General features: G+C 74.7%; 11 protein-coding genes and 2 tRNA genes. 6 read left to right on the top strand and 7 right to left on the bottom strand.

What is annotated here, in order from left to right; genetic code table 11:
• The 4 genes from H7K62_RS19565 to pknB are packed head-to-tail and all read left to right on the top strand — an operon-like array spanning nucleotide 1 to nucleotide 6,300.
• Nucleotides 1-1,320, top strand: coding sequence for an FtsW/RodA/SpoVE family cell cycle protein (locus tag H7K62_RS19565; protein WP_186721831.1), 1,320 nt, complete (start codon nucleotides 1-3; stop codon nucleotides 1,318-1,320).
• Nucleotides 1,317-2,801, top strand: a complete 1,485-nt coding sequence (locus tag H7K62_RS19570) for a peptidoglycan D,D-transpeptidase FtsI family protein (protein WP_186721798.1) — start codon at nucleotides 1,317-1,319, stop codon at nucleotides 2,799-2,801. Before H7K62_RS19565 ends, H7K62_RS19570 begins: the two co-directional genes overlap by 4 nt.
• Nucleotides 2,801-4,366 (top strand): serine/threonine-protein kinase, encoded by a 1,566-nt coding sequence (locus tag H7K62_RS19575; protein WP_186721800.1) that lies wholly within the window; start codon nucleotides 2,801-2,803, stop codon nucleotides 4,364-4,366. The genes H7K62_RS19570 and H7K62_RS19575 overlap by 1 nt, the downstream gene beginning before the upstream one ends.
• The gene (gene pknB, locus H7K62_RS19580) at nucleotides 4,363-6,300 is read left to right on the top strand and encodes a Stk1 family PASTA domain-containing Ser/Thr kinase (RefSeq protein ID WP_186721802.1); all 1,938 of its coding nucleotides are present in this window, start codon (nucleotides 4,363-4,365) and stop codon (nucleotides 6,298-6,300) included. Before H7K62_RS19575 ends, pknB begins: the two co-directional genes overlap by 4 nt.
• A gap of 40 nt (nucleotides 6,301-6,340) precedes the next feature.
• On the opposite strand, the gene H7K62_RS19585 is transcribed toward pknB, so the two are convergent.
• Nucleotides 6,341-7,006 (bottom strand): aminodeoxychorismate/anthranilate synthase component II, encoded by a 666-nt coding sequence (locus H7K62_RS19585; RefSeq protein WP_186721804.1) that lies wholly within the window; start codon nucleotides 7,004-7,006, stop codon nucleotides 6,341-6,343.
• Complete coding sequence (locus H7K62_RS24310) at nucleotides 7,003-7,824, bottom strand: DUF881 domain-containing protein (RefSeq protein ID WP_370591858.1); 822 nt, start codon at nucleotides 7,822-7,824, stop codon at nucleotides 7,003-7,005. Before H7K62_RS24310 ends, H7K62_RS19585 begins: the two co-directional genes overlap by 4 nt.
• Before the next feature lie 69 nt (nucleotides 7,825-7,893).
• Here H7K62_RS24310 and H7K62_RS19595 point away from each other — a divergent pair, with 69 nt between their 5' ends.
• Nucleotides 7,894-8,142 carry a cell division protein CrgA gene (locus H7K62_RS19595; RefSeq protein WP_186721806.1) on the top strand — a complete coding sequence of 83 codons (249 nt, stop codon included), beginning with the start codon at nucleotides 7,894-7,896 and terminating at the stop codon, nucleotides 8,140-8,142.
• A 28-nt stretch (nucleotides 8,143-8,170) separates the two neighbouring features.
• Here the strand turns inward: H7K62_RS19595 and H7K62_RS19600 are convergent, their stop codons facing one another.
• Entirely contained in the window at nucleotides 8,171-9,031 is an 861-nt protein-coding gene (locus H7K62_RS19600) for a rhomboid family intramembrane serine protease (RefSeq protein ID WP_186721808.1), read from the bottom strand.
• Nucleotides 9,032-9,046: 15 nt separating this feature from the next.
• Nucleotides 9,047-9,568 carry a peptidylprolyl isomerase gene (locus H7K62_RS19605; RefSeq protein WP_186721810.1) on the bottom strand — a complete coding sequence of 174 codons (522 nt, stop codon included), beginning with the start codon at nucleotides 9,566-9,568 and terminating at the stop codon, nucleotides 9,047-9,049.
• Between the two features lie 111 nt (nucleotides 9,569-9,679).
• Between H7K62_RS19605 and H7K62_RS19610 the strand changes: the two genes are divergently transcribed.
• Nucleotides 9,680-10,891 carry a hypothetical protein gene (locus tag H7K62_RS19610; protein WP_186721812.1) on the top strand — a complete coding sequence of 404 codons (1,212 nt, stop codon included), beginning with the start codon at nucleotides 9,680-9,682 and terminating at the stop codon, nucleotides 10,889-10,891.
• Nucleotides 10,892-10,977: 86 nt separating this feature from the next.
• Here the strand turns inward: H7K62_RS19610 and H7K62_RS19615 are convergent.
• The 3 genes from H7K62_RS19615 to H7K62_RS19625 form a co-directional block, all read right to left on the bottom strand.
• Nucleotides 10,978-11,050 (bottom strand) — tRNA-Ala (locus H7K62_RS19615).
• 14 nt (nucleotides 11,051-11,064) lie between these two features.
• Nucleotides 11,065-11,138, bottom strand: a tRNA-Ile gene (locus tag H7K62_RS19620).
• Between the two features lie 53 nt (nucleotides 11,139-11,191).
• On the bottom strand, nucleotides 11,192-11,717 hold a 526-nt coding region (locus H7K62_RS19625), incomplete at its 5' end, for a DUF3566 domain-containing protein (RefSeq protein ID WP_186721814.1).

The raw sequence follows: 11,717 nt of genomic DNA on the forward strand, positions 1-11,717 counted from the left end.
ATGGGCGCCTACGGCCTCGTGGGGGTGGCCGCCGACGGCGCCTGGCCCGCCGACCTCCTCGGCTACGGCGGCGGCCTCGGGGTCCTGGCCCTCGTGCTGCACCTCGCGGTGCGCTGGCGGGCGCCCTACGCCGACCCGCTGCTCGTCCCCGTGGCGATGCTGCTGAACGGGCTGGGCCTGGCGCTCATCCACCGCCTCGACGTGGCCGAGGACGCCGGCTTCGCCGAGCGGCAGCTCGCGTGGTCCGCCGTCGGCCTGCTGCTGGCCACCGTCGTCGTCGTCCTCCTGCGCGACCACCGCTGGCTGCGCCGGTACACGTTCACGGCGATGGTCCTCGGGCTCGTCCTGCTCGTCATGCCCCTGGTCCCCGGTCTGGGACGCAACATCAACGGCGCGCAGATCTGGGTGCGGGTGGGCCCCGTCGGCTTCCAGCCGGGCGAGCTGGCCAAGATCGTGCTGACGGTGTTCTTCGCCGGGTACCTCGTGACCGCCCGGGACACCCTGTCCCTCGTGGGCCCCCGGTTCCTGGGCCTGCAGCTGCCCCGCCTGCGCGACCTCGGACCGCTCGTGGTGGCCTGGCTGGCGAGCCTGGGCGTGCTGGTGCTCGAGCGCGACCTCGGCACCTCGCTGCTGTTCTTCGGCCTGTTCGTGGCGATGCTCTACGTGGCCACCCAGCGCTTCAGCTGGATCGCCATCGGCCTGGTGCTCTTCGCCGGCGGGGCGGTCTTCGCGTGGAGCATCTTCTCCCACGTCCAGGCGCGGGTGAGCGCCTGGCTGGACCCGTTCTCCTCCGCGATCTACGGCAAGGCCTTCGGCGGCAGCTACCAGCTGGTGCAGGGCCTGTTCGGCTTCGCGCACGGCGGCCTGCTCGGCACGGGCATCGGCCAGGGGCGCCCGCAGATCGTCCCGGAGGCCGAGAGCGACTTCATCCTCGCCACCCTCGGCGAGGAGCTGGGGCTGGTCGGCCTGCTGGCGGTCCTCGTGCTCTACCTCGTGCTGGTCGAGCGCGGGCTGCGCGCCGCCGTGGCGGCGCGCGACGGCTTCGGCAAGCTGCTGGCCGGCGGCCTGGCCTTCGCGATCGGCCTGCAGTGCTTCGTGGTGGCCGGCGGGGTGCTCCGCGTCATCCCGCTGACGGGTCTGACCATGCCGTTCCTCGCCTACGGCGGGTCGAGCCTGGTGGCCAACTGGATGATCGTCGGGCTGCTGCTGCGCATCTCCGACGCCGCGCGCCGCCCCGCACCCGCCGTCCCCGAGCCCGAGGGCGCCCCCGTGGTGCCCGACGAGGCCGGCGCCGCCGCCACCCAGGTGGTGCGCCTGTGAACGCCCCCCTGCGCCGGCTCGCCGTGGTGGTCACGGCGATGTTCACCGCCCTCATGGTCGCCGCGACCTGGGTGCAGTTCGTCGACGCCGGCCAGCTGCGCGCCGACCCGCGCAACTCGCGCACCCTCTACGACCGGCTGGGTCGCGAGCGGGGTCCCATCACCACCGCCGACGGCACCGTGATCGCCGAGTCGGTCCCGGAGGACGACCAGTACCGCTACCAGCGGACCTACCCCGAGGGCCCCCTCTACTCGGCGGTGACCGGCACGTTCTCGGTGACCACCGGCCCGAGCGGGCTGGAGAAGGCCGAGGACGAGTACCTGTCCGGCACCTCCGACAAGCTCTTCTACCGCCGCATCACCGACCTCCTCACGGGGACGCAGCCCGGCGGCGCCGTGGTGGAGACCACGCTGCGCGACGCCGTCCAGAAGGCCGCGGCGGACGGCCTGGGGGACCAGCAGGGCGCCGTGGTGGCCCTGGACCCCAAGACCGGTGACGTCCTGGCCCTGTACTCCTCCCCCGGGTGGGACCCGAACGCCCTCGCCAGCCACGACACCTCGGCGGCCGCGCAGGCGGCCTCGAGCCTGGACGCCGCCGCCGGCGACCCCCTGGTGAGCAAGGCGACGGCCCAGAGGTACCCGCCAGGCTCGACGTTCAAGCTGGTCACCACGGCCGCGGCCCTGGAGAGCGGGAAGTACACCGCGGACAGCGTGCTCGACGGGCCGGCGCAGCTGACGCTCCCGCAGACCACGGCCACCCTGGCCAACGACGACGACAGGCCGTGCGGCACCGACGGGAAGACGTCCCTGGCCGACGCGCTGCGCGTCTCGTGCAACACCGCCTACGCCAGCCTCGGGATGGCCCTGGGCCAGGACGCGCTGCGCGAGCAGGCGCAGAAGTTCGGGTTCGATTCCGCCTTCGACATCCCGACCCCGGTGGCGAAGAGCACGTTCCCGGCGTCGCTCAACGCGCCGCAGCTCGCGCAGTCGAGCATCGGGCAGTTCGACGTCTCGGCGACCCCGATGCAGATGGCCATGGTCGCCGCGGCGATCGCGAACGGTGGAGTGGTGATGCAGCCCAACCTGGTGCGCACGGTGCGCGGCCGAGACCTCGAGGTGCTGGACGCGCCGCGCCCCACCGAGCGCGGGCGCGCCGTGTCCGAGCAGACCGCGAGCAGCTTGACCGCCATGATGGAGGGCGTGGTGCAGTCCGGGACCGGTCGCAGGGCGCAGATCCCCGGCACCGCCGTGGCCGGGAAGACCGGGACGGCGCAGAACGCGGCCGGTGCCGCTCCGCACGCGTGGTTCACCGCTTTCGCGCCCGCGAACGACCCCGAGGTGGCTGTGGCCGTGTTCGTGGAGTCCGGCGGCAGCGCCGCGCAGGAGGCCTCCGGCGGCAGCGTGGCGGCCCCCATCGCCAAGTCGGTCATGCAGGCGGCGCTGTCGGTCCAGACGGCCCAGGGCTCGGGGAGCAACGGCTGATGCGCGTCGACGCGGGCACGGTGCTGGGCAACCGCTACCAGCTGACCACCCCCATCGCCTCCGGCGGCATGGGGGAGGTGTGGGAGGCCCACGACGAGCTGCTGGGCCGCACGGTGGCCGTCAAGGTGCTGCGCAGCGAGCTCGCCAGCGACGCCGGGTTCCTGGCCCGGTTCCGCACAGAGGCCCGCAACAGCGCCCGCCTCGCCCACCCGGCGATCGCCGCCACGTACGACTACGGCGAGTCCGACGGCAGCGCGTGGCTGGTGATGGAGCTGGTGCCGGGGGAGCCCCTCAGCGACCTGCTGGCCACGCAGCACTCCGTGGAGCCGCGCCGCGCCATGCGCATCATCGCCTCGGCCGCGTCCGGGCTGGCAGCGGCCCACGAGGCCGGGATCGTCCACCGCGACGTCAAGCCCGGCAACCTCCTCGTGACGCCCACCGGCGGGGTGAAGGTCACCGACTTCGGCATCGCCCGGGCGGCGGCGGAGGCTCCCCTGACGGCCACCGGCCAGGTCATGGGGACGGCGGCCTACCTCTCGCCGGAGCAGGCGACCGGCCGGCGCGACCTCACGCCCGCCGTCGACGTCTACGCCCTCGGCGTGGTGGCCCACGAGATGCTCGCGGGGCAGCGCCCCTTCACCGGCGAGTCCCAGGTGGCCATCGCGCTGGCGCAGGTCAACGACCCGCCACCGCCCCTGCCCTCGTCCGTGCCCGCCGGGGCGCGCGCCCTGGTGGACGCCTGCCTGGCCAAGGACCCGAACGCCCGTCCCCGCGACGCCGCCGTCGTGGCCCAGGTGGCCTCCCTGGTGGCCGACGGGGACGACGCCCGCGCGCAGCGCGTGCTGCTCGCGGGACTCGGCTCCGCCGCCGCAGCGGCTGCGGGAGCCGCCGGTGCCTCCACGGTGGCGCTGCCGCCGACCGCCGACGCGACCCGCGCCATGCCGCCCCAGGACGACGAGACGGTGCCCTGGCCCGAGCCGGCAGCTCCGGCCACGCGGCGCTCCGCCCAGGCCGCGGCGGCTGCCTACGCCGCCGGCGCCGGGATCGGCGCTGGAGCCGGCGCGGCTCACGGGGGCGCCTACCCGCGCACGGGCATGACCACGGGCCCGCAGGGGACCCCGGAGCCGACCGGGCAGCGCTCCGGCCGGGGGCGCATGACCGTGCCGCTGCTGGGCCTGCTGGCCGTGCTCGTCCTGGTCCTGGCGGCGCTGGTCTACTTCAACGGGCAGCGCTCCACGTCCAACACCCCTCAGAACGCACCGCTGAGCACGGTCTCGCCGAGCACCAGCACCAGCCCGTCACCGGAGCGGACCACCGTAACCCAGACCCAGACGGAGACCGCGACGAGCAGCGCGGCGTCGCAGACGCCGTCCACGGCCACCTCGGCGCCGAGCGAGTCCGCCAGCCAGTCGGCCTCCGCGCCGGCGAGCACCGCCAGCGAGCCGGCGTCGTCGGCTCCCGCGGTCACGCCGAGCGCGGGCACCTCGGCGACCCCCGGTGCCAGCGGGACCGCCGGTGGCGTCGGCGCCGCGGGCGCCGCCGTGCAGGGGGTGGGAGGAGCGTGACCGGAGCCCCCCGCGTGCTCGGTGACCGCTACGAGGTCTCCGAGCTGCTGGGGCGCGGCGGCATGGCGGAGGTCCACGCCGGGCGCGACCAGCGGCTCGGCCGCCGGGTCGCCATCAAGCTGCTGCGGTCGGACATGGCCCGGGACCCGGTCTTCCAGGCGCGCTTCCGCCGCGAGGCGCAGTCGACCGCGGGGTTGAACCACCCGGCGATCGTCGCCGTGTACGACACCGGCGAGGACGTCTGGACCGAGTCCGGCGGCGCGCAGGTCCGCACCCCGTACATCGTCATGGAGTACGTCGAGGGCCGCACGGTGCGCGAGCTGCTCGACGAGGCCGGTGGCGCCGGCCTGGGCACCCAGCGCGCCGTGGAGATCACCGCCGGGGTGCTCACCGCGCTGCAGGCCGCGCACGACGCCGGGATCGTCCACCGGGACGTCAAGCCCGCCAACGTCATGGTCACGCCCACCGGCGGCATCAAGGTCATGGACTTCGGCATCGCCCGCGCCGTGGCCGACTCCTCGGCCACGATGACCCAGACCAGCGCCGTCATCGGCACCGCGCAGTACCTCTCCCCCGAGCAGGCGCGCGGTGAGGTGGTGGACGCCCGCACGGACCTGTACTCCACCGGCTGCCTCGTCTACGAGCTGCTGACCGGCCGCCCGCCGTTCATCGGCGACTCCCCGGTGGCGGTGGCCTACCAGCACGTCGGGGAGCTGCCCGCGCCGCCCAGCCAGTACAACCGCGCCGTCGACGACGAGCTTGACCGGGTGGTGCTCAAGGCGCTGTCCAAGCTCCGCGACGACAGGTACTCCGACGCGCTGGAGTTCCGGGACGACCTGCTGGCCGCGGAGGCGGGCCATCCCGTCATGGCCCCCACGGTGGCCGTGGCGCACGCCGCGGCCACGCAGCACCTGCCGACCACCACCGAGGCGACCCGCGCCGTGGCGGCGGGGGGCTTCGTCAGCCGGCGCACCCGCACCGACCCCACGGGCCAGGCCGCGGCGGTCGACGCCCCGGTGACGGGCCAGTTCGCCGCGCAGCCCGAGCCCCGGCGGGGCAGCCGGGCGTTCATGTCGGTGCTCGTGGCCGTGCTCCTCGTGGTGCTCCTCCTGGTCGGGTGGCTCACCTACCGGGCCTACCAGGAGTCGAGCATGGTCACGGTGCCGACGCTGGTCGGCAGCAGCCAGCAGACCGCCGAGGCGGCGCTGCGCGGCCAAGGGCTCTCGGTCAGCGGCACCACGCCCCGCGCGGACTCCTCCGCCGCCGGCACCGTCATCGACTCGGACCCCAAGGCCGGCACCCGTGTGGAGGCCAAGTCCGGGGTCGCGCTCGTCGTCTCCAGCGGCCCTGCCGCGGTGCAGGTCCCCGACGTCACGGGGCGCACCGAGAGCCAGGCCAAGCAGGACCTCGAGGCGCGGGGCCTCATCGAGGGCACGGTCTCCCCGCAGGACTCCTCCTTGCCGCAGGGCACGGTCATGAAGAGCGACCCGGCGGCCGACGCCGAGGTGCAGCCCGGGACCGCGGTCAACCTCGTCATCGCCTCCGGCAAGGTCGGGCTCACCGACCAGACCGGCAAGACGCAGGAGGCGGCCCAGGCGGCGCTCACCGCGCTGGGGCTGAGTCCGTCCTACACGGTGGAGCCGAGCGACGCCCCGGCCGGCCAGATCATCCGGCAGAGCCCGCCCTCGGGCAGCGTGGCGGTGGGCAGCATCGTGCAGCTGGTCGTCTCCGGCGGCCCCACGGCCACTGCGACGACCACCGAGGCCCCGACGAGCCAGCCGACGGGCCAGCCCTCCGAGGGCGCCGGTGGTGGCCAGACCCCGAGCCAGAGCCCGTCGTCCAGCCAGTCCCCGAGCGGCACGCCGACGCAGGGGACCACGCTGGCCCCCGAGGACCCGGCGCCGACGGACTCTCCGACGAGGGGCTCCCGGTAGGGCTCAGCACGGGCTCCGGGCGGCGGCGCCGCTGCCCCTGTCAGGCGGAGCGGGGCTGCTGCTCGGCGCGGACGAGGGGGGCCATGCCGGCGGAGCGCTCGACGGCGCCGTCGTCACCGCAGACCTCGAGCCAGTTGGCCAGCAGCCGGTGCCCCCCCTGCGTGAGCACCGACTCCGGGTGGAACTGCACGCCGTAGAGCGGCAGGTCTCGGTGCTGGAGGGCCATCACCACGCCACCGGTGGTGCGGCCGGTGACCACCAGCTCGGCGGGCACGGTGTCGGACACCACGGCCAGGGAGTGGTACCGGGTGGCGGTGAAGGGCTGCGGCAGCCCGTGGAGCACGCCCTCGCCCTCGTGGACGACGTCGCTGGTCTTCCCGTGGAGCAGCTCCTCCGCGTGCGTCACGGTGGCCCCGTAGACCTCGCCCAGAGCCTGGTGGCCCAGGCAGACGCCGAGCATCGGCGTGCGGGTGTCCGCGCAGCGCCGCACGAGGTCCGGACTGGCCCCCGCGTCCTGGGGGGCTCCGGGTCCCGGGGACAGCAGGACGCCGTCCATGCCGTCGAGCACGCTCCCGCCGTCCAGCGACGGGTCGTCGTTGCGGAGCACGCGGCAGTCGACGCCGAGCTGCTCGAGGTAGCCCACGATCGTCCAGACGAAGCTGTCGTAGTTGTCGACGACGAGCACGCGGCGGCCGGTGGAGGTCATCGAGGAACCGTAGCGTGGGCGAGCTGCAGGGAGCCGTCCCAACCGGGCACGCTGACGTCCTCCTGACGCAGCTGCCACCCCAGACCCACCCGGGCGGCGTCGGACAGGTAGGCCCGCACGGCCGGTGAGGAGTCGACCGCGGCCTTGAGCGCCGCGGGGTCACCGACCGCTCTCACGGTGTAGGGCGGGGCGTACAGGCGTCCCTGCAGGCGCAGGACGTTGCCCACGCAGCGCACCGCGGAGGTGGAGATGATCCGCTGGTCCTGGAGCCCCACCGCGGTCGCGCCCCCCGCCCACAGGGCGTTGACCACGGCCTGGAGGTCCTGCTGGTGGACGATGAGGACGTCGGCCGAGACGCCGCTGGCGCCCGAGGCGGCGGTGTCCGCGGCGCGCGGCGCGTCGTCCAGGGTGATCACCAGGCCCGGGCCGTCGACGGGGTCGAGACCGGCGGCACCGGCCAGCGCGCCCGCCTCGGACTGCAGCTGCTGGGCGGCCGGGTCGTCCACCTCCTGGCCGAGCCGGGAGACCTCCTCCTGCAGCTGCGCGAGGCGCCGGTCGTCGCGGGCGACGTCCCGCTCGCGGGCCACCACCTGGCTGCGCAGGTCGCTGGTGCTGGCCCGCAGGTCCGTGCCGTCGGCGGTGCGCGCCGAGGTCGCGAACAGCGCGCCCGCCAGCACGAGGACGACGACGACGGCGGCAGCGCCGAGGCTCGGGCGGGACCAGCGGCGGCGCGTCGGGCCGCTGCGACCGCCGTCCTCGGGGTCCTGCCGCGGTGACGGCTCAGCGGCGGGCACGGGCTCGTGCGCAGCGTCCGTCACGGCTCGCCCTCCTCGCCCGGTGCGGGCGACTACCCTCGGGCCCTGACACAGCCCTGCTGAGGAGGACCGGTGCCCGAGTCGAGGATACGTCGCCGCCGCGCGTGGACAGCCCCGCGCGAGAAGAGCGCCGGGCCCCGCCCGAGCCCCCGCTGGTGGGTGACCGTCATGCTCGCGCTGATGGTGCTCGGGCTGGTGTGGATCGTCGTCTACTACCTCAGCGGCGCCACGTACCCCGTACCGGCGCTGGGCCCGTGGAACCTGGGCGTGGGCTTCGGCGTGGTGCTGATCGGCTTCGCCATGACCACCCGCTGGCGCTGACGCACCCCGCTCCTGCGGGGCCGGCGCCTCACAGGAGCCCGGTGGCCGCCATCCGCGTCACGGCGGCCACCAGGAGGACCAGGGCGACGGCGGCCGCTCCGGCCGCCTGCACGGGGGTCCGGGCCCGCTGGGGCGCGTACGCGTACACCGCCCCGAGCGCCAGGCCCGTGACCAGCCCTCCCAGGTGCGCCTGCCAGGCGATGCCCGGCACCAGGAAGCCGATCGCCCCGTTGATGACGATGAGCACGACCACCTGGCCGAACTGCTGGTTGAGCTTGCGCTGGACCAGCACGAGGGCGCCGAAGAGGCCGAAGACGGCGCCGGAGGCCCCCACCGACACGATCCCCCAGCCCCGGCTGTCGGGGCTCACGAGCAGCAGGGTCCCCACGGATCCGCCGAAGGCCGTGATGAGGTACAGCGCCGCGAAGCGCAGCCTGCCGAACTGCTGCTCCAGGTAGGAGCCGAAGAGGTAGAGCGCGTACATGTTGAACGCGATGTGGATCACACCGCCGTGCAGGAACGCGGCCGTGAGAAAGCGCCACGGCTCCGCTGCGGCCACCACGGGCGCGAACCCGAGCGCGTAGGGGAGCCCCGGCAGGGCCGCGTACTGCACGAGGAAGACCGCGACGCAGATCCCGATGATGCTGAGCGTCACCACGGGGCGGCCGCGGCGCACCGTGGCGCCGAAGGCCGTGCGGGCCTGCCGCGCACCGCGGGAGCCCTCGCGCACGCAGTCGACGCACTGGAACCCCACCGCCGCGGGCCGCTGGCACTCGGGGCAGGTCGGCCGCTCGCAGCGCTGGCAGCGGACGTAGGCGACCCGGTCGGGGTGGCGGGGGCAGACCGGGTCCTGCCCGGGAGCCTGGGGCCCCCAGGCAGGATCGGTCACGCGGTCACCTGGTCGTCACTCGCCGATCTCGACGGACTCGAGCACCACGGGCTCCACCGGGCGGTCCATGGCCCCCGTGCGGACACCGGCGATGGCGTCGACGACCTTCTTGCTCTCCTCGTCGGCGACCTCGCCGAAGATCGTGTGCTTGCCCTGCAGCCACGTGGTCGGTGCCACGGTGATGAAGAACTGCGAGCCGTTGGTGCCCTGTCCACCGCGCTTGCCCGCGTTGGCCATGGCCAGCAGGTAGGGCTTGGTGAAGGTCAGCTCGGGGTGGATCTCGTCGTCGAACGTGTAGCCCGGGCCGCCCGTGCCGTTCCCGACCGGGTCACCGCCCTGGACCATGAAGCCCGGGATGACGCGGTGGAAGGTGAGACCGTCGAAGAACCTGTCGGTGCGCTTGGCACCGGTCTGCGGGTCGGTCCACTCCTTCTCACCCGTCGCCAGACCGGTGAAGTTGGCCACGGTCTTGGGAGCGTGGTCGGGGAACAGCACCACGCGGACGTCCCCGTGGTTCGTGTGCAGCGTCGCCTCCATGCGCCCCATCCTCGCACCTGCGCCGATCTCGCCCCCTCGCTGGGCGAGCGGGAGCCCCTCCCGGCAGGATGGGCGCCGACGGTCCGGGAGCCGGGCCCGGGAGGAGGACGCGTGTTCGGGAGGAAGAACCGAGCGGAGCGGACCGCCGCGGCGGTCAGCCACGCCACCAAGGCGGCCGGGGCGACGCTCGCCGGCAAGGCGGAGCAGCGCGCCGCGCAGGTGGCGGGAGAGCTCGCACAGGTCAAGGGCGCGGCGAAGGGCGCCGGCCACAGCGTGGTCGCGTCGGGTGCTGCCCTGCAGGCGGGTGCGCTGAGCAGCGCCCAGCGCATCGCGAAGAGCGCCGAGGACTGGAAGAAGCAGGCGGGGCCGGCGGCCTCGCACGCCAAGGACGCCGCGGTCGGCTACGCGGGCCAGGCCCGCGAGTGGGCGCAGCCGCGGGTGGAGGAGGCCTACGCCAAGGCCGTGCCGCTCGTGGTGGACGCGAAGGACCGCAGCATCCGCGCTGCGGCCCCCAAGGTGGAGCACGCCGCCGAGTCGCTGGTCCCCCACGTAGACCACGCCCGCGACACCATCGTCGAGGAGTGGCTGCCCCGCGCCGTCGCCGCCGTGAGCGCCGCCGCCGCGGCCGCCGCGGCCAAGGCCGGCGAGGCCACCGACGCCGCGGCCACGAGCACCACGGCCGGGCTCAAGAAGGTCAGCGGGAGCCCGCTCATCAGCGCCAAGGCCGCGCGGAAGGCGGCTCGCCGCCGCCGCACGCGCCGCTTCCTGCTGTTCACGACCATCGCCGGTGCCGCCGGCGCTGCGGGCTGGGCCGTGTGGAAGTCGCGCCAGCAGGCCGTGGTGGACCCGTGGGTCCCCGCCACCGCCCCGGGCACGGGCGTGAGCTCGTCGGCCGACCACAGCCGCCTGTCCTCCTCCACGCCGGGCTCCTCCGGCGCCGCCGGGTCGACCCTGGGCGGGGGGAGCGCCGCCAGCGCGTCCTCGGACGTCGACACTCCCGCGGCCGACGGGTCCTCCAAGGCCCAGGACGCGTCGGCGACGGTGGAGAAGGTCGTCGACAAGGCCGCGAGCAAGGTGCAGGAGGCCGTCTCCAAGGTCACCGGTGCCGCCGTCGACTCGGCGAGCTCCGTGCAGGACACGGTCGAGAAGGCCGCCGAGAAGACGGTGGACAAGGCCGGCGACGTCCAGGAGAAGGTCGAGGAGGCTGCGGACAAGGCCAAGGACGCGGCGAACGACGCCGCGGACAAGGCTGACGGCTCCAGCTCGTCGGCGGCGAGCAGCCGTCCCAAGCCCCAGCCGCGCACCAAGCCGTCAGGCTCCTGACGGAGGGCCTCTCCGGAGGCCCCCGGCAGCGCGAAGGCCGGTCACCCGTTCGGGTGGCCGGCCTTCGTGCTGCGTGTGTCTCCGAGTGGAGGCGAGGGGACTCGAACCCCTAACCCCCTGCATGCAAAGCAGGTGCGCTACCAATTGCGCCACGCCCCCGGGGGCACGTCGAGTGGGCCTAACAGGACTTGAACCTGTGACCTCTTCCTTATCAGGGAAGCGCTCTAACCAACTGAGCTATAGGCCCGGGCCGGAGCGCACGCGCATCCGGGTGGAACGAGGTTACCGCACGCCCGGAGGTCAGTCGTCGCTGAGGGTCAGCCGGACGCCGCCGACGAGGCCGCTGGCCAGGTTGTAGAGGACCGCGGCGATGGTGCTGATGAGCGTGAGCAGGACGACGTCGACGACGGCGAGGAAGACCGTGACCGACAGCACGCGCGACAGGCTCAGCAGGTCCGCCACCCGGAAGTTGCTCTCGGTGCCGACGACGTCGCTGATGACGCTGTCGAGCTGGGTGAAGACGCCCATGCCGTCCAGGACCACCCACAGCACCGTCACCGCGACCACGGCGATGATGCCCAGGGCCACCGACAGCAGGAACGCCAGCCGCGCCACCGACCACAGGCTGACCCGGGACAGGCTGAGCTTGACCCGGCGCGGCGCCTCCCCGGCGGGGGTGGGCGCCGCGTGTCCCGCCTCGGTGCGCTCCGCGGCCGGCGCCTCGGAGCCGGCGCGCGCCGGCCGCACGGCGGTGGGAGCCGCCGCCTGCGGCGCGGCGGCCGGAGGCGGTGGGAGCCGCCGCCTGCGGCGCGGCGGCCGGTGCTTG

Source organism: Quadrisphaera sp. RL12-1S (assembly GCF_014270065.1).
Lineage (GTDB): Bacteria > Actinomycetota > Actinomycetes > Actinomycetales > Quadrisphaeraceae > Quadrisphaera.